General features: G+C 50.9%; 16 protein-coding genes and 1 tRNA gene. 8 read left to right on the top strand and 9 right to left on the bottom strand.

Annotated elements, in window-relative coordinates:
- Positions 1-584: 584 nt before the first annotated feature.
- Together BUA24_RS02755 and BUA24_RS02750 are read right to left on the bottom strand one after the other, a co-directional pair.
- Entirely contained in the window at positions 585-869 is a 285-nt protein-coding gene (locus tag BUA24_RS02755; protein WP_072788514.1) for a hypothetical protein, read from the bottom strand.
- A gap of 161 nt (positions 870-1,030) precedes the next feature.
- Positions 1,031-2,785 (bottom strand): serine hydrolase, encoded by a 1,755-nt coding sequence (locus tag BUA24_RS02750; RefSeq protein ID WP_072788512.1) that lies wholly within the window; start codon positions 2,783-2,785, stop codon positions 1,031-1,033.
- A gap of 375 nt (positions 2,786-3,160) precedes the next feature.
- Here BUA24_RS02750 and BUA24_RS02745 point away from each other — a divergent pair, with 375 nt between their 5' ends.
- The 4 genes from BUA24_RS02745 to BUA24_RS02730 all read left to right on the top strand — a co-directional run bounded on the left by BUA24_RS02745 (position 3,161) and on the right by BUA24_RS02730 (position 6,919).
- Positions 3,161-3,490: a hypothetical protein gene (locus BUA24_RS02745; protein ID WP_143146353.1), complete on the top strand. Its 330-nt coding sequence runs from the start codon at positions 3,161-3,163 to the stop codon at positions 3,488-3,490.
- A gap of 96 nt (positions 3,491-3,586) precedes the next feature.
- Positions 3,587-4,573, top strand: a complete 987-nt coding sequence (locus BUA24_RS02740; RefSeq protein ID WP_084660121.1) for a decaprenyl-phosphate phosphoribosyltransferase — start codon at positions 3,587-3,589, stop codon at positions 4,571-4,573.
- 110 nt (positions 4,574-4,683) lie between these two features.
- Complete coding sequence (locus BUA24_RS02735) at positions 4,684-6,084, top strand: FAD-binding oxidoreductase (RefSeq protein ID WP_072788508.1); 1,401 nt, start codon at positions 4,684-4,686, stop codon at positions 6,082-6,084.
- Positions 6,085-6,157: 73 nt separating this feature from the next.
- The gene (locus BUA24_RS02730; RefSeq protein ID WP_072788506.1) at positions 6,158-6,919 is read left to right on the top strand and encodes a decaprenylphospho-beta-D-erythro-pentofuranosid-2-ulose 2-reductase; all 762 of its coding nucleotides are present in this window, start codon (positions 6,158-6,160) and stop codon (positions 6,917-6,919) included.
- 2 nt (positions 6,920-6,921) lie between these two features.
- Here the strand turns inward: BUA24_RS02730 and BUA24_RS02725 are convergent, their stop codons facing one another.
- Positions 6,922-9,060 carry a SpoIID/LytB domain-containing protein gene (locus tag BUA24_RS02725; protein WP_072788504.1) on the bottom strand — a complete coding sequence of 713 codons (2,139 nt, stop codon included), beginning with the start codon at positions 9,058-9,060 and terminating at the stop codon, positions 6,922-6,924.
- 345 nt (positions 9,061-9,405) lie between these two features.
- On the opposite strand from BUA24_RS02725, the gene BUA24_RS02720 reads away from it, so the two are divergent.
- From BUA24_RS02720 to BUA24_RS02710, 3 genes are read left to right on the top strand one after another with little or no spacing between them, the layout of a single operon-like run.
- Complete coding sequence (locus BUA24_RS02720) at positions 9,406-10,434, top strand: class I SAM-dependent methyltransferase (RefSeq protein WP_072788503.1); 1,029 nt, start codon at positions 9,406-9,408, stop codon at positions 10,432-10,434.
- Between the two features lie 3 nt (positions 10,435-10,437).
- The gene (locus BUA24_RS02715; RefSeq protein WP_072788501.1) at positions 10,438-11,547 is read left to right on the top strand and encodes a glycosyltransferase family 4 protein; all 1,110 of its coding nucleotides are present in this window, start codon (positions 10,438-10,440) and stop codon (positions 11,545-11,547) included.
- Positions 11,544-12,740, top strand: coding sequence for a glycosyltransferase family 4 protein (locus tag BUA24_RS02710; protein WP_072788499.1), 1,197 nt, complete (start codon positions 11,544-11,546; stop codon positions 12,738-12,740). The genes BUA24_RS02715 and BUA24_RS02710 overlap by 4 nt, the downstream gene beginning before the upstream one ends.
- A 61-nt stretch (positions 12,741-12,801) precedes the next feature.
- Here the strand turns inward: BUA24_RS02710 and BUA24_RS02705 are convergent, their stop codons facing one another.
- From BUA24_RS02705 to BUA24_RS02695, 3 genes are all read right to left on the bottom strand, one after another.
- Positions 12,802-14,034 (bottom strand): ABC transporter ATP-binding protein, encoded by a 1,233-nt coding sequence (locus BUA24_RS02705; protein ID WP_072788497.1) that lies wholly within the window; start codon positions 14,032-14,034, stop codon positions 12,802-12,804.
- A 1-nt stretch (position 14,035) separates the two neighbouring features.
- Positions 14,036-14,977 (bottom strand): ABC transporter permease, encoded by a 942-nt coding sequence (locus BUA24_RS02700; RefSeq protein WP_084660119.1) that lies wholly within the window; start codon positions 14,975-14,977, stop codon positions 14,036-14,038.
- Positions 14,978-15,052: 75 nt separating this feature from the next.
- A complete protein-coding gene (locus BUA24_RS02695; RefSeq protein WP_072788534.1) occupies positions 15,053-15,670 on the bottom strand; it encodes an ATP-dependent Clp protease proteolytic subunit in 618 nt (205 codons plus the stop codon).
- A 109-nt stretch (positions 15,671-15,779) separates the two neighbouring features.
- Between BUA24_RS02695 and BUA24_RS02690 the strand changes: the two genes are divergently transcribed.
- Positions 15,780-15,865 (top strand) — tRNA-Leu (locus BUA24_RS02690).
- A 62-nt stretch (positions 15,866-15,927) separates the two neighbouring features.
- On the opposite strand, the gene BUA24_RS02685 is transcribed toward BUA24_RS02690, so the two are convergent.
- From BUA24_RS02685 to rph, 3 genes are read right to left on the bottom strand one after another with little or no spacing between them, the layout of a single operon-like run.
- Entirely contained in the window at positions 15,928-16,422 is a 495-nt protein-coding gene (locus BUA24_RS02685; RefSeq protein ID WP_072788495.1) for a hypothetical protein, read from the bottom strand.
- Positions 16,423-16,479: 57 nt separating this feature from the next.
- A complete protein-coding gene (gene rdgB / locus BUA24_RS02680; RefSeq protein WP_072788493.1) occupies positions 16,480-17,079 on the bottom strand; it encodes an RdgB/HAM1 family non-canonical purine NTP pyrophosphatase in 600 nt (199 codons plus the stop codon).
- Position 17,080: 1 nt separating this feature from the next.
- Complete coding sequence (rph, locus tag BUA24_RS02675) at positions 17,081-17,797, bottom strand: ribonuclease PH (RefSeq protein WP_072788491.1); 717 nt, start codon at positions 17,795-17,797, stop codon at positions 17,081-17,083.
- Positions 17,798-17,809: the final 12 nt, after the last annotated feature.

Raw genomic sequence — 17,809 nt, 5'->3', positions numbered from 1 at the left:
TCGAAGATCTTACTCAGATAGATCTCTCTACCTGAAAAGACTTAGATGCATCGTCTGTGCCTCATTGGTCTATGGCTATTAGCTGACCAAGAGGTGATGCTGGCACAGTCTTCGAACATGAAATTGTTTGTTGTCCGTGTTCTGTGCTTTAGTTGACTTATATAGAACCCAAAGTGCACTTAGACGTCTTTGGTGTAGATGGAACACATCTAGATAGTGGACTTAGATGCAAAATTAGATGCAGATCTAAGTTACCTAGATCTAAGTTACCTAGATCTAAGTTACCTAGATGTATTGACAAAACACCGAGCTGTCTAAGTACGGGTCCCGCACTTACATGTCTATCCCTATTCCGTTTTCAAGGAGCTACTTGGTACATTGCTAAGAGGTACCACCCAACTAAATGGGAGTTATAAAACTAGTTGGGGGGTGTGGGTTAAGCGGCCGTTTACCAACAACTTTTTTGAAATTTATCTTCTACTTCAATGAGTGCCAGCTCACCCTAGATACAAACGGGGAGCTAGGTCTAAAACCTTGCTCCCCGTTTGTTGTCTTCCAAACCCTTCGAGACCAACCAGCCGTAGTTAAGCCACCATAGAGTCGTGCTGCTCTTCAACTAAGTTGGGAGCGAGCTTGCGTTGGATCTCAAGAGCGCGATCCACAGTTATGGGCAAATATCCCTTGTCACTGCAGGTCATGTTGCCTTCCTTCTCATGAAGACGAGGCGTTACTCTAAATAGATTTGGCTTTAGAACCCATGCACCGTCGATGAGAACCTCAACCGCCGTCGATCCAACCGCACTTCTTGCGAGGGACTCTACCTTCCTGTCGTCATCCAGTTTGACTGCATAAAAATATGCCTGGCTCATAACTACCTCGCTTTCCTGCTAGATAAATCTACAGCCCTAATAATACAAGAATAGACCTGAGCATCAATACGTTTCCTGTGAATTCAAAGGGCAGATATAGCATTCTTTATGGCTTTGTTCAACTAAGGATCTCGGACTCGTACGAAATCACCACCGGCACCTTAGTCATAAGCGACAGATCGTGCGAGGAACGCTCTAACCCAGGCGTCCAAAGAGACCTGCATAGCGGTGTCTCCGCAGTCAGATAGGGCAAAGATTCCCCAGCCTCTTTGTGGATGAATCGCCATCACTCCTGAACTTCCCTGCGAGCGAATCTCATGGTAGAGCCAGGTTCCTTGTCTTCCAAGGAATATGTGCCAGCCTAGACCCATCGCGAAGGATGAGTCTTTAGAGATCGAGTGCGTGCGTTGCGACAACCTAAGACCTTCCGCCAGTAAAGACGACTCTGGGTCAATCGATGACTTCAAAAACAGCATCAAGTCTCTAGGTGTGGACACAATACCCATGGCGGGGGTGAAGGGTCCAGAAGGGTCAAGAACAACCCTCTTCCCATTTCTGAAGCCGTTTACCCTCTCGTCGTGCCCAGCGCTTAGAAAGTCTGTTCTGTCCATCCCGAGGGGCGCAAGTACCGCCTCTTCAATGCCTTTTTTGTACCCTTCGAGAGTTCCTCCACCGAGACTTAGGCCCACGAGGGACATCCCGACATTCGAATACCGATAACCAACCGATACTCGGCGACGCCGCCTTGAGAATCTAAAAAGATCCTCTTCGTTGTAACAACAAAGGGGGCTATTAACATCTGACAAAGTTTTATACAGAAAGTTCCATGGTAGAAAGGGTAGCCCTGAGGTATGGGTGGCCAGTCGTCCAAAGGGGATATCCTCTCTATCCTCACAGCTCTCATTCGACCAGGACTCATTTAGCGATATCGCACCCGCTGAGACACACGATCCCAAATAAGTGGCTGTAAGCACAGACGAAAAGCTCCCTAGGTGATACTTCCTCAAAAACGAGCTTTCTGAAGAGTTACCTAGTTGAGTATCCAGCGATATGAATATCTCCTTTAGGGAGCCGCTCACGATTCCCACCGCAACTGACGAGCCTGCAGGTCTGTCGACCGCCCGTTCAAGGTCTTCCAAAAGCGCCTCCGGACGTAGGTGATGCTCCCTCAGACCGTGGGAGAGGTTGCCTTCATCTTGGTATTTGCTCTCAATAGAGTGAAGGTTCATGTCGTCTTTATCCTCAGCTCCCAAGAACCTCTCTTTCGCAAGTGGATACAGAGAACGCCTATATCGGCGGAGGTAGGTAACGAGAACGAGACCAACGATACTCAAAGTTACAAGTACAAAGGCATATTCATCCACTAGGCGTGCGACGGTAATCGCTCCTTGGCCCAGGAAGTAGCCAAGAGCAACCATAACTAGGGAGTACAAAAAAGCGTCAAGAAGATCTAACAGCAAGAACACCCCTAGACTCATCCCAGCCCAACCCGACATTGCAAAGATAAGACCGTTTGGAACAGGGAGAAAGTAAGCGAAGACGACCGCCCACGGGCCGAGTCTCTTCAACAACACCTCTGTTCGCCTGGCCATCTTCTGAGCATGGGGACTTCGGGCTGCAAAGATATCGACTATGTAGTGCCCGTACCTTTTGCCAGCCCACCAGTAAAACGGGGATGCTCTTACCACAGCGACGAGGGGCGCGCCAAGCGCCAGCAACAAGGGAACTCTATGCAGACGCGCAAAGGCACCAGCTGTAACCATGGAAAGCGTCGTGCCACCTAGGGCTTCTACTGCTACTGTGTGAGTGGCAAGGAAGTAGGGAGAGACGAAGGGAACAATAACAGACCAGACCAAACCCAGCAAGAGTCCCACGAGCCATAGCACGTCCGAACTCTTGCGCTCACCTTTTCCCATAACCACTAAACAAAGATACCCCTCTTACCAACATAACTTCACGCTAAGACGATCAAGATATAGGAGTACTCTCAGAGATGTCCTACACCTAGGGCCTTGGAGTTTCAAGGTAGAGCTGCAAAACCGTTGAACGTCGCAAATCACAAACATCACGGTCCCTCAGAGCAAGTAGGTTAGAGGGCCGCTTTACCGACGCCTTTACATCTGACGAACCTCACACTCAAATGGGCGTCGAAACCAAAAGAGACACGATTCAACAGAGGCACTGCCTACCAATCAGTTGGCGTTTTAGACCGGGTCCCAAAGAAAATCTTGAGGTACGCCTGCGTCGCCAAGATACAGCGCATCTCCAGATCAGCTAAGCTTTATAGTACTATGAGCTATCAGCAAGATCCCCATGACGGTTCGGAGTTCAACCTCTCCCCGGAACCTACTCGTCCACCCAAACCGAAGTCGAAAGCGCTTGCAGTTGCTCTAGTAGTGATCTTTGGCAGTTTCGGATTTCTCTACACCTACCACCTAGATAAAAAGATGTTCTACCTGGGTCTTAGCACATCTTTTCTCTTTAGCGTTCTATTACTTAGGTTTGCAATCTTTCAGTACGCTTCAGTCGCGTTATTGATCTACTTCATCTACGATCGGGCACGCCTACCTAAGTCCTACTATCAGAACTATCCGAACCAACCACGAAGAACCCTGCCCTAAAGTGCACCATCTTCACTTCGAAGATAAGCGACCTTGGTAACATCTAGTAACATCTACACGTATAGTTTTTTGATCTCAAGAACAAAGGGTTAGCACTTGGCCGAACAGATGCCTATAGGCGGTGACTCTCACGCAAACCCACAGGCAAAGTCGCCGGGTTCTATAAGGAAGGTCACAAGCAACTCACCCGGAGACCGAAAGAGGCGTCCGTGGATCGTATCGATGCTTCTAGCAATGCGACCAAAGCAGTGGATCAAGAATGTCCTGGTTTTTGCTGCTCCCGCCGCAGCCGGTAAGATTCTAGATCCTAAGGTTGACTTAGAAGCGCTACTAGCTGCCATATTCTTCATCATGGTCTCTGCAGGTCTGTACCTTCTGAACGACTGCGTCGACATCGAGTCTGACCGACGCCATCCAAAGAAACGGTACAGACCGATACCCTCGGGAGAGATCAGTGTAAAACAAGCACAGATCTTCGCCTTACTGCTTTTGTTGGCGGGAAACGTCGCCCCTTTTTTTCTGCTTAGGTACCAGCTCGGAGTGGTAGTAGTTACCTACAGTGCCATTACCGCCTCCTACATCTTCTACCTAAAGCAGGAGGCTGTGCTAGATATTGCGACCGTAGCACTTGGCTTTTTACTAAGAGCTATGGCAGGTGGCGAGGCCGCAAACCTAACCCTCTCCAACTGGTTTCTAATTGTGGCCTCATTTGGTTCGCTCTTTATGGTAAGTGGGAAACGTTACTCAGAGTTGGTTGTGCTGGGTGACGAAGCCGGCAGACACAGAAGAACCCTAGACGTCTACTCCAAAGGCTACCTCAACTTCATAAGATCCATCTCCGCAGGCGTAACAATTACGGCCTACTGCCTATGGGCTTTTGACAAGCCAACCGTCGTGCACAACAACGCCCTTTTGATTGAACTTTCAATCGTCCCGTTCGTGCTAGCCGTTCTTCGGTACTCCCTCGTGATTGAAGAAGGGCTCGCCGGTGCACCAGAAGACGTGGTGCTTTCAGACCGACCCCTCTTGCTCTTGGGACTGCTCTGGGCTGTGCTACTTATCTTTGGGATCTTGATATTCTAAGAAAATCCTTGATCATCCCCTAGAGTTGATAGCTAAACTACCGCTAACTCGCCTCAAGGGTCGAAATCGCTTATCTCCTACTCTCAGAGAGATCATCTAGACTAATCGAGATGTCACAGTTAGAGAAGCTTGAAGGTTCAGCTTTACGGATCGAAGAGCCACGAGTTGTAAGCGGATGGGGTCGAACTCCCCGATCACTTGGACGCACGCTACGGGTTGATGGGCAAAGCACTGAAGAAAAAGAAGCGCGACTCTCGGAGGCCCTCTCAGACAAAGCACTGCTCGGCGTTGTTCCAAGGGGGCTGGGGCGGAGCTACGGAGACTCCGCAACGTTGGCCGCTGGACTACTTAGCGACCCTGAGGACTGGAAGGACACCTTTGAGTTAGATCCTCACAGCTCCACGTTAGAGGTCTCTTCAGGCTTTTCACTCGATGAGATCATGCGCAAGATAGTACCAAGAGGCTTCTTCGTACCGGTTACACCAGGAACCCGGTACGTAACCGTCGGAGGAGCGATAGCGTCGGACATCCATGGTAAAAACCACCACGTAGAAGGGTCTTTCGCCAAACACATAAGGTCCATGACCCTAGTTTCGCCCACCGGCATCAAAAACCTCTGTCAAGACGACAACGAGTTCAAAGCAACAGCTGGTGGCATGGGCCTCACAGGCTTCGTATCCAAAGCCGTCATCGATCTGATTCCGATTAAGACCTCCAAGGTGTTCGTAACTACCAAGGTAACGAAGGATCTAGCGGAGACAGTCGAGGAGCTGAAGACCAACGACAGCAGATATCGCTACTCCGTGGCGTGGATCGACTGCATGGCGAAGGGAGGAACGCTAGGTCGATCCGTTATCACCTGGGGAGAGCACCTAGAAGACCTTGATCATAGAAGCGCTGAGGATCCACTTCACTTCGACCCAAAGTTCGTGGCATCGATACCAGATATTGCACCTTCTTGGCTACTTAACAAGTTCAGCGTCAGAGTCTTTAACGAACTATGGTATCGAAAGGGAAAACTCGCCAAGGAGACTTCGATCGAGAGCATTGAGACCTTCTTTCATCCCTTGGACATGGTTGGAGACTGGAACCGTCTCTATGGACAGAAAGGATTCCTCCAGTATCAGTTCGTAATACCCTTTGAAGCCGAAGCCACCTTGGAGAGAATCGTAAAGGTTCTGTCAGATGCAGCCGTGCCGTCATTTTTGGCAGTGCTCAAGCGCTTTGGACCTGAGTCAGGAAACTACATGTCATTTCCAAAGCCCGGATGGACACTCGCCCTGGATATACCTGCACACCGCTTTGGACTTGGGGAGATGTTGGACGCTTTGGACGCTATGGTGGTGGCAGAGGGCGGACGGGTGTATTTGGCCAAGGACTCGCGAGTGTCTAAAGAGCTCATAGCGATCATGTATCCTGAGCTAAAGAGGTTCCAAGAGACCGCTGAGGCCTTAGATCCGAACTTCATCTTCCAAAGCGATATGTCTAGACGTCTAGGTCTTAGAGGGTAGTTCAGGGCAAGCAACCCTAAAAACCCAACACCAATTGACGAGTAGTTGACGAGTAAGTAGAAGCGAGATAGATGTGATAGATGCAAACTCCATGCCACAGTCAGTTCTAGTCTTCGGCGGAGGCTCCGAGATCGCTAGCGAAGTACTCCAGATCCTTGCCGAGAGGCGACTTGAGACGGTAGTACTTTGCGGCCCAGGATTTGAATCCATGGAAAGGGTTCGCTCCAAGATCCAGACGGTATCGTCTGCTAAGGTAGACCTTGTTCACTTCGACGTTGCTCAAGCAAACGAAGTAGCAAAGGCCGCTGACCATATCTTTAGTGAGTACGGCCCGATCGACTGCGTCATCTTGGCTGCAGGAGTTCTAGGAGACCAGCTTCGAGATGAAGAGTCTCCCGAAGAGGTGATCAAGGTGACTAACGTCAACTACGTCGGACCGGCTGCTCTATTGACAGCAGTACGCAACCAACTACTGCGCCAGGGGTACGGGCAGATCGTCGTACTTTCCTCTGTGGCGGGAGAGCGAGTACGAAGATCAAACTACATCTACGGAGCCTCCAAGGCAGCCTTGGACGGATTTGCTCTCGCATTAGGTGAGTCCTTGGCCGATAAAGGAATCTATACCTTGGTGGTAAGGCCGGGGTTTGTAAAGACAAAGATGACCGAAGGCCTAAAAGCAGCCCCTTTGTCCCAGACACCCAAACAGGTCGCCTCTCAGATCGTAAAAGCAATGGAGCAACAGCGTACCCTTATATGGAGCCCACCAGCGATCAGATACGTCATGAGTCTCTACCGACACCTTCCAAGAGCGATAGCGTCGAAGATCCCAATGTAAGGTTAGTCGGCTGTCAACCCTACTATCGGTGATTGCACCGGTGTTGAAGCCGACGAGTAAGGATCTCCTTCAAACACCGCATCCCCAAAGCACACGATCTGACCGTTGTTCAGCAGGATGTAGTAACCCTTGCCGTCCGGGGTCGGTGCAACTCCAACGGCTGGAGTGGTAATACCCAAGGCCGGAAGCGACCCAACAAAGCTCGCATCTCCGAAGGTGAAGATACCTCCGTCGGCTGCAACGAGCCAGTACCCTTTACCGTCACCTGTCGCCACCATGCCGACGACGGGTTTGTTTAGAGGATGACCACCCATAGAGCCGTAGAAGGTGGCGTCTCCGAAGCTAAAGATGCCGCCGTCTGATGCTACAAGCCAGTACCCTTTACCATCAGGTGTGGATGCCATGCCTACTATGGGTTTATTTAGAGGGTGACCACCCATAGAGCCGTAGAAGGCGGCGTCACCAAAGCTAAAAACACCACCGTCTGAGGCAACGAGCCAGTACCCTTTACCGTCAGGTGTCGATGCCATGCCTACGATCGGTTTATTTAGAGGGTGACCACCCATAGAACCATAGAAGGCGGCGTCACCAAAGCTAAAAACACCACCGTCTGAGGCAACGAGCCAGTACCCTTTACCATCAGGTGTGGATGCCATGCCGACGATCGGTTGATTTAGAGGATGGCCCGCCATAGAGCCGTACGAGGTCGCTGAACCGAAGGGAAGAACAGCGCCGTTAGCTGCAGTAACCCAGTAACCACTACCTGAAACCGGTGCACTTAGGTCGTTGGAGATAGAGACCGGACCAGAAAGTTCAAACCAGTCAGAGTTCAACCCGAAGTCACTCGCGAACGTAGCCCCACTTACCTCAACGGATCCGTTGGTACCCACGATACTGATCGCCGTTACACGACCACCCATATCTCCGTATCCGTTTCTCGATTCGACCACGAGTTGAGTGAGAGTCCCTATAGAGGGAAACTGCGTCTCGATCTGCGACGAGGTAAGGGTTTGAGTCCAGGTATTGAAGTTATTGCACAACTGAGGAGTACAGATGTTGTCGTACTGGTCCACTACAGCTGGGAACTGCCCGTTGTTGGTATAACCACCGGTTGAAGCTGAGAACTGCGTCTCTGCGATCTGTCCGTTTGGCCACTCCATCACCTGACCAGCTGTGTCCTGGATCGCCTGATCGGCAAGCTGATACAGCGGCGCTGACGGTGAGTTCGGATTCCACATACCACTATAAACTTGACACTCCGTTGAGTCGCAGGTATCTGCAAATCCAAACCATCCCATGGGATTTGAGAGGGCGAAAGACCTAGACTCCACCGCCTGCGCCTCAAGAGCTTGGAAGCCCCAAGGCTCTCCTTGGGGACCTGGAGTACCGTAAGTACCCCAAGACGCTGGAGTCTCAGAGGCCACTACACCCTGCAGATACGACTCTACGGGGAGCACGTTTACCGTTCGTTGCAGTGGATACTGCCCCGTGTAGTAGGTTATGCCCTCGATATAACCGTATACGTGTTCCACGTTGCCGTTGGGATAACATAGTTGAAGAGAGTCGTTCCAGTTTTCCTGTGACATAGCCGAGATGGAGGTTCCAACTCCTGGGGTAATGACCGAAGACGCTGGACTTAGGTTAGATGCAACCACATTCCAGCCAGGAGAAGCCCCACACCCACTTACCGACGTAGCCGAGACCTCCGCGTTGTATTGACCGTTTGAGCCGAGCACCAGCTGAGTTAGGTATCCGCCTGGTACAGATACCCCTGCGATAGCGTAGTTCACAGGAGAGAAGACCGTTATGTTGTTGAAGGCGTTGCCTTGTAGTTCCACACTTACGAGCTGATCTGGCACCGTGGCGATGTTGGTTCCACCGTAGTAATGCCCGAGGATCCATTGATAGCTTTGCTGACCCAAGATCGCGTAGCCTGCCTGACCGTACTGTCCCGCTCCGTAACCGTGTCCCCATCCGTGCCCCGTTACCGTTATCACCACACCACTATCCGCATAAGCTGGCAGCGCTTCAAACGCTAGCAGCGCCGGAACCGATAACGGTGAGATAAGAAGGGTCTTTTTCATAATCCTTACGATCTTTCGAGACCTTCGGCTTCTTCTTGAGTGCAGCCCTCTACGCATCCTTCACCACCTCACGCAAGCCGTTGAAGCTAAAACCGCATAGCTTGCGAGTCCACATCCATGTATCAGATACAAATCAAATAGTATTTCTGCAGTTATATTCGGAGAAATAGTCCCGATACTTTACCACTCAAGTGGGTCTTGGTTACGCTAGGGAGATCGTTCGCTCTGCAACCAACAAGACCAAGGCAGATCGACCCAAACCAGCCCCGCCCGCCAATCACTAAACGCTGGTCTAAGTTATAGACCTTGGCCTCTCGGCCACAGCAACCAAGCCACGGCCTAGTCTGAGTCGCGCTAGGATAGAGCTTTGCCAAATCTAAACCCGACCATTAGGAGTTTTCTTTGCAGTCCGACCCTGAAACTCAGCCCAAAGACGCCTACTCTTCCTTGGATCCAGAGGTTACGGCGTTCCAGGAGGCACTTTACAAAGAGGTGGTAGCTGAGGTGCAACGGCGGAGAAAAGAGGGTGCTTACCCTCCCGCCTTTGAGTTGGCTATGGACAAAGCTTTCAAGCGCCATGCACCTAATCCGGGCGAGGCCTCGGTGTACTCCTCGGAACATCTGTTAGACATGGTCGAGGCGACGGGCTTTATAGACGTAATGGTGCCGACAAAGTCATCGGCACCTGGAGTCTCTTACATAAAATGGACGATCAAAAAGCTTACAGCCTGGTACTTTAACTACGTCGCCCAGCAGATCTCCAACTTCGTCGTCAACTTAGTGCACCTACTTCGAGTCATACACGTCAGACTCGACAAGTTAGAGAGGCGGGTCTACGAGCTTTACCCCGAGGTATTGGCAGCTGACCTGCCTCCCTCTTTGGGACTTTCCATCGCCGAGTCCCAAAGTATAACCAAAGCCTTGTCGGAGGTAAAGGGACGAGTTCTTGTAACGGAATGTGCATCGGGCGACGCACTAAAGGTTGCCTCTGAACTCGGCTGCGACGTCTACGGAATCGACCATAGAGAGCATCTCCTCAAAGACGCTGACCAGAAGGCAGATATTCGATGGGAGACACTTGGACACCATATCAGGTCTTTGGCGCCAGAAAGCCTTGGAGCTGTCGTTGTTCAAGGTAGCTATGAACTTAGATCTTCGCACGACAAGACCGACATAATCGGCACCCTGTACAACTCCCTTACGCCAACAGGCGGACTCTTTGTTCTGCTTTTTCACAGCCCGGAGGTCACCGGTAAGAGCCGCGAAATCACCGTGGCGACCGAACTTGCCCCAGGACGCCTCTTCTCCGACACTACATGGATCTACGCTCTTGAATACATCGGCTTCTCCGTGCTTGATACTGGCGAGATAGCTCCTCTCACCAAAGAGGGAGTCCCTGGACGCTACGTAGTCGCCACCAAGGAGGCTTAGGAGATGTCCCCTAAGATACATCAGTTCATACCTTCTCTATCTCTAAGAGACGCAGTCGGTCAGCACACCTTAGCACTACAACAGACCTTGATAGAGGCGGGGGTTGAATCTGAGATATATGCGGATGAGATGAAGGGTGAGGCCAGATCATTTGCCAAGAGCTACCGGGAGTTTCCTAGAAAGTTCCAAGAAGACACATACCTCATATACCAAGGATCGACCAACTCCCCAATGGCTTCTTTTCTGTCACAACGCCACGAGCCGGTGCTGATGAACTACCACAACATAACGCCAGCAGAGACGGTGATTGACTGGGACGTAGGTACCGCAGTTGCTCTAGGCATGGCGGTGGCTGAGATCTCAAGACTCGCCCCTCATATAACCATGGCCTTTACGGTATCGAAGTTCAACGCAAACGACCTAGTCCGCTTGGGATATAAAAACATAGAGATCGCCGCTCCCTTTATTGCTCTGTCCGAGACGCATCCCAGGGAGTGTAAGCCCATAAAGCACGGCGCTAAGTGGCTATTTGTTGGACGCATCGTTCCAAACAAAGCACAACACGAGTTGATCAAGGCCTTTGCCACCTATCAACGCATTTACGACAAAGACGCCATCTTGCAGCTTGTAGGCAATCCAGCGCAGAAAAAGTACTTCGACTTCCTACAAGCCTTTGCCGCAGAGATCGGTGTTGCAGAGTCGATAGAGTTCTTGGGATCGGTGACGGACGAGGAACTGAGCCTGCGCTATCGGAGCTCAGATGTATTTACATGTACCTCGAGACACGAGGGGTTCTGTTTTCCTTTGATCGAAGCCATGAGGAACTCTATGCCCATAGTCGCCTATGCCTCATCGGCGATACCAGACACGCTAGGCAGAGCTGGGGTATTGGTAAGGGATCCTGATCCGATATCTTTCGCATCAGCGGTGCACATTGCTCTTTCAGACTCAGATCGACAGCTAGAGTTCCAAAGAGGCGCAGCAGAACAGCTAGAGCGCTACAGCATAGATAGAGCCAAGGTTGAAAACCTATCAACTATAAATAAAGTCGTAAAGAGTGACCAACTTTCACGCTACGTAGAGAAGATCTCCACAAAAAAGGGGCGAGTGTGAACTCAGGTCAGGATCTCTCAATCACCTTCGTTTTGCCAAGGTACGGCAAAGAGGTCGTCGGTGGAGCAGAAGGGGCTGCACGCAGCTTTGCAGAGAAGCTCGCAGCCTTAGGAGTAAGAATAAAGGTCCTCACAACAACTGCTTTGAGTATCGATACGTGGGAACACCACTTCGAAGTGGGCACCACAGAGATAGATGGAGTCGTTGTGCATAGGTTCAAGCCGGAGCTTGGACGCAGCAGATCCTTCCCTGAACTCTCGGAAAAGGTTTTATTCATGCCGTCATCTACTCCGATGGACCTATGTACCAAGTGGGTCAAAGCCCAAGGACCTGTCTCTAACGATCTTTTGGAAGCCATAGCCTCTGACACGAGTGACTTGGTCGTCTTCTACCCCTACCTCTACCATCCGATGATATACGGTCTTCCACTTGTAAGGGAACGATCTGTTCTCCATCCAGCTGCACACCCAGAACCACCACTTTATCTAAAGATCTACAGGGAACTCTTTGAATCCGCGAGGGCAATAGTTCTTCAAAGCGACGCCGAGCTGGAACTGGTGAATAAGACCTTTAGAGTCGGTGCCACCCGACAGATACAGTTGGGACTGGGAGTAGATGGACCAACGGATAAGGTGCGGACATCCCTAAAGCGCACTACCTCAGAGCTTGGACCTCCTTACGTACTTTGTCTTGGCCGCGTTGACGACCATAAGGGCACCACCATGCTTGCTGATTTTTTTATTCAGTACAAAGAACGAAATCCGTCTTCACTAAAGCTACTTTATGCAGGTCCCGTGGTGGTTGATCCACCAAAACACAAAGACATTGAGGTGCTTGGAGTAGTAAGCGAAGAGGAGAAATGGGGGCTAATCAACTCATCCCAAGTGGTCATATCTCCCTCTTACTTCGAGGCCTTTTCGATCGTCCTATTCGAAGCCTGGGCACTAAAACGCCCTGTCATCGTAAATCAAACCTGTGGACCAACCTATGAACACGTTCTAAGAAGTGGCGGAGGCCTTTGGTTTAACGACTACGCAACCTTTGAGGTGTCACTAGACAAAGTCCTTCTAGATGAAGCACTTCGCAACAGATTGGGTAAACTAGGCAACGACTACCACCAGAAGAACTTTACGTGGGACAAGGTACTACAGAGATACCTTCAGTTCCTGCTAGAGCTAAAGGCCCACCTGTAACAGCGCTACAAAGTACTAGTCTTTCTTGCACCAGGGTAACAGCTACTTTCGACCAATCCCCCTATATGGTCTGTTCAACAAAGGTCGTAAAGTTTAGAGCAAGGACTCCAGAAGACTTTTGCTGGCAAAGAACCTTGACTGAGTTGTCCAAGGAGCGCCAGTCCAACAACGTTCCACCGTGCAGATCCACAAGGGAGACTGAGACACTGTAGACACCTTCTCCGAGAGGTAGCGATCCAAGACGCACCAAGATATTCCCTTTCCCAACCAGCGTAAGAGGGGGCATCTCCAAGGTCGCCGTATCTCCACGGTACACCGTCTCACCCTTCGCATCTAAGATCTCAAGACCAAAGATTACATCTGTAGGCACGTAGTTCAACACCTCGTAGCCCACACGCAAGATCGCCGAGTCACCGCTTTGCAAAGGGGCCGATCCTCCTGTACTCTCACCCTGGATCTCAAGACTTGAGATAAGGACCCTCTTCTCCCCAGAGTTGTGGTGATCGCTCGGCTTTGGTTTCTTTGCGTTCGCAGGATCGCTCGGATCGTTCACCAAACTCGAGCCGGCCATCTGGAAGTCTCTTAAGATCGAGATGGCGTCCTGAACATTCCCCTGACCTACGATCTTGCCGTGGTCTAGGACGTAAGCCCTGTCACATATGCTCCGCACGAGGTCGGGAGAGTGCGAAACAAAGACGATCGTTCGCCCCTCTTTTTGGAAAGACCTAATCTTGTCGATACACTTCCTCTGGAAGTTTTCGTCTCCGACCGCTAACACCTCGTCAACTAGGAGTATGTGAGGATCCATATTCACTGCAACCGCAAAGCCCAGACGGGTGTACATTCCCGAAGAGTAGAAACGAACCTGGTTGTCTATGAATGGACCGATCTCCGCAAAGTCAATGATGTCGTCTATCTTGGACTCGATCTCTTTTTTAGACATCCCCATGAGCGACGCGTTTAAGAAGATATTAGCTCTACCCGAAAGTTCATCAGAGAAACCCGCACCCAGCTCTAACATGGAAGCAACCCGACCCCTCACCGCAATCTCGCCAGTGGTAGGCTGGAGAATTCCCGCTATACACTTCAACAGTGTAGACTTGCCGGAGCCGTTGTGACCCAACAGCCCCACCGTCTCTCCCTCGTTGACCTGCAACGAGATGTTTTGAAGAGCCCAGAAGTCTTCATGAGGGACCCTACCTGCATGAATAACTCGCTCTTTCAATGAGTTGTATTTGTCGTGCACCAAACGGAAGCGCTTAGAGACATCCCTAACATCAACCGATATAGACAATCTAAAGTTCCTCCGCAAAGTTTCCCTCGAGGCGGGAGAACACATACAAGGCGGCTAGAAACAAAACTGCACCTACCACCAGCTCGATACCTATGGCCTGCAAGAACCACATGGGTGAGAAGTTAGGCAGGACGTGCACAATCTGGTGGTTTGTCCCCATCGGCGACAGCTTTGCGTAAAGGGCTCTCTGAGACAAAAGTACCACTGGTGTAACAGGGTTAAGAAGGTAAAGCTGCGTGAGTCCGTGGTGGGCCAACGCAACCTGCAAGGTTAGATACGTATACACAACAGGTGTTGCCCAGAACCACGCCAGCATAAGCAACTCCACCAAGTGCTGCATGTCCCTTAGATACACGTTGACAGCCGACAAAAAAACAGCAAGAGCAGATGCGATGATCAGTATCGCTAACAGGCCAATCGGTAGAATCCACAGATAGTTGAGGGCTGGCGCAACGCGAAATATGACCAGAAAGATGACTAGAACCACGACTTGGAACAGGAAGAACACAAACGCCGCACCAACGGAGGCTAGCGCCAAGATCTCTCTAGGAAAGGCCACCTTCTTGACAAGCCCTGCTCCCCCTACTATCGACCCAGTGCCTCCCTGGACTCCAGCCTGAAACATGTTCCATATCAGAAGTCCTGTGGACAGATAGATTGCGAACAAGGGTATTCCGTTGCGAAGTATCTTTTGGAAGACGATGTAATAGATCAAAATGTACATAGCTGGATTCAGCATGGACCAAGCAAATCCCAAGAAGGAGTTCTTGTACTTCACCCTGATCTCTTTACCTACCAAAGAGAACAAAAGTCCCCTGTGCTTCCAGATGCTAGAGAGACGCTGAAAAACCCCGATTCGTGGACTTACGAGATGAATGGGCAGGTCGCCACCGTCATCTCGGGCGAACACAGTCTTTGCATCTGGATCTCTTTGGCCTAACACATCGCCTCCATCTGGGTCTCAGATCGACCCAGGGTCAAACTAACGAGGAATATCTTAGCGTAAACGAGCTGGTCCCTAGTCGTTCGGGGTGCTATCCGATGTCGCAGACTTACGGCTCTTCGATCGGGTTATCACCTCGTCTATGAAACCATACTCCTTGGCTTCCTGAGCTGTAAACCAACGGTCTCGCTCTGAATCCTCCCTGATCCTCTCAGGAGTCTGTCCGGTATGGAAAGCAATCTTCTCAGCTAACAGCTTTTTTAGGTGGCTGATCTGCTCAGCCTGGATCGCTATGTCTGCAGCCTGTCCCTGCATTCCCCCCATAGCTGGCTGATGCATTAGAATTCTCGAGTTGGGGAGCGCAAATCTCTTACCCTTCGTTCCAGCGCATAGGAGGAACTGACCCATAGACGCTGCAAGACCGATGCAGATAGTGGAGATATCACAGCTAACGTACTGCATGGTGTCATAGATCGCCAAACCGTCCGTGACAGAACCACCGGGCGAGTTTATGTAAAGAAATATATCCCGGTTGGGATCCTCCGCCTCGAGCAAAATCAACTGAGCCGCAATCATGTTCGCAGATGCCTGATCTACCACCGTGCCCAAAAAGACGATTCTTTCTCGCAAGAGCTGCTGGAATGTGTCTGCGCCCTTCATATCGGGAACCGCCATTGTAACTATATCTCTCATAGATGCTTCTAGCAAAGAATTATCAGCCATGGATGTAACGCTAATATGTAAATCATAAGTACATGCCCGTGCGCACAAGATAGCTTTCACTGCTAAACTTTTGTTCCTTGCGGGCGTGGCGAAATTGGCAGACGCGCTAGGTTTAGGTCCTAGTACCTTGTAGGTGTGGGAGTTCGAGTCTCCCCGCCCGCACCAAGAGTGTAACGACCGTTCAAGGTCTTCTAACCCAATTCTCCTGCCAATTACGCCTGAGTACTTTAGGCAGTAAGGCCACTAGCGACTGCATGCGAGCGCACTATCTTCACCTGCGAACCGACGGTCACGACCGCGCCTCTAACTTTGTCGCCGTGAGATAGATCGTCCTCCAAGATCCCGAGTGTCAACCCCTTGAACTTTGTCGATGAAGTTATCGTAAAACTCACGTCCTTGCCCGTTGGAAGTCCAAGAGTGAGAGAGTTTGAGTTCGCAGCTACGACACGTCCAAACGTCTCGGTCACTACGATGCTGACTCCCTTCTTCTTTAGATAGTAAGTTTGGGTCACCTGGTAGGGGTACCTATGCCTGCTCCTCACTGACTTGGAGTTGTTGCCCGAAGTAATACTTAATTCGCTCGCAGATACCTTTGATCCATGACTACTAGATGCAGGACGACTGAATTCGTAGCCCACCAAAGACGCAGCTCCAAGGATTAAGATACCTCCAAGGGAACCTAAGTACATAGTTGAACGTTTGACGTTGAGTTTCGTTTTCATACTATTTATCAAAGTGACCTAATGTTATAGACCATTGGAGATAGCGTTAGGATACGGTTATAGGTGGAAGAACTCCAGCCCTTCGGGAGAGTTCACGAACTCCACAACCTTGGAGATCGCAACAGCACGGTGCGAGACGCGGTTTTTTTCTTCCATGGTAAGTTCGGCGAAACTACGCCCATCTCCCGAATTCGGCACAAAGATGGGGTCGTAGCCAAACCCGCCATCCCCTCTTATCTCTTCTGAGATGTATCCCTCTATGCAACCTTCAAAGGTCACCACGCGTCCGTCCGGCCTGGCAAGGGCTATCACTGAGACGAAGTAAGCGGCTCGGTCGTCAAGACCTTGCATAAGCGTGAGAACCTTTGTGATATTTTCTAGATCGGTAGCGTTTGGTCCTGCAAAGCGCGCCGATGTGACCCCAGGCGCTCCGCCAAGAGAGGGAATTACCAGTCCGCTGTCGTCCGCTAAGGCTATCAGGGCACTGACTCGAGCTACCGCTAACGCCTTTATGGTGGCGTTTTCTTCAAAACTGGATCCGCCCTCTTCGATCTCCCCAACCGAGTCAGGGCGGGGCAGAACTCTTAGGCCCACAAGAACACGTTCAATCTCTAAAACCTTATGAGCGTTGGCCGTTGCCAGAACGACGGTCTGCACTCTAGCGCCCCAAGACCTTCCGTTGAAGTTCAAGTAGGTCCGATACTCCCCTCTCAGCTAGTCGTACCATCTCAACCAGCTGGCTCTTAGAGAAGGTCGAGCCTTCCCCTGTACCTTGTAGCTCGATGAACTCACCGGAGTCGTTCATGACAACGTTCATATCGACGTCCGCAACGGAGTCTTCAGAGTAGTCAAGGTCCAACACGACCTCTCCACCAACGACACCCACGGAGATCGCCGCACACTGTCCGGTTATTGGGTCATTCGACAGCGAACGCCTTCTGCCCAGCTCAGCGACCGCATCAACAAGAGCGACATAGGCACCAGTGATTGAAGCCGTTCGCGTACCTCCGTCGGCCTGAATTACATCACAGTCAAGTGTGATCTGGACCTCGCCAAGAGCCTTTAGATCACAGATCGACCGTAATGACCTGGCAATGAGTCTCTGAATCTCCTGGGTACGACCAGACTGCTTACCCTTTACGGCTTCCCGAGCACTTCTTTCGGGTGTGGATCCCGGAAGCAAAGAGTACTCCGCCGTGACCCAGCCTTTTCCTCCGTTGCGAAGCCATGGAGGTAACTTCTCCTCGATCGATGCCGTACATATCACCTTGGTCTTACCGAAGGTAACCAGGGCGGATCCCGCAGCCATCTCCGTAAAACCTCTCTCAATAGCTACCGCTCTGAGCTCATCTGGCTCTCGACCATCTCGTCTCATAAACGCCAGACC

The organism is Ferrithrix thermotolerans DSM 19514 (genome assembly GCF_900128965.1).
Classification (GTDB): domain Bacteria; phylum Actinomycetota; class Acidimicrobiia; order Acidimicrobiales; family Acidimicrobiaceae; genus Ferrithrix; species Ferrithrix thermotolerans.
Note: the sequence above shows the minus strand (reverse complement) of the source record. Positions and strands in the feature narration are given on the sequence as shown.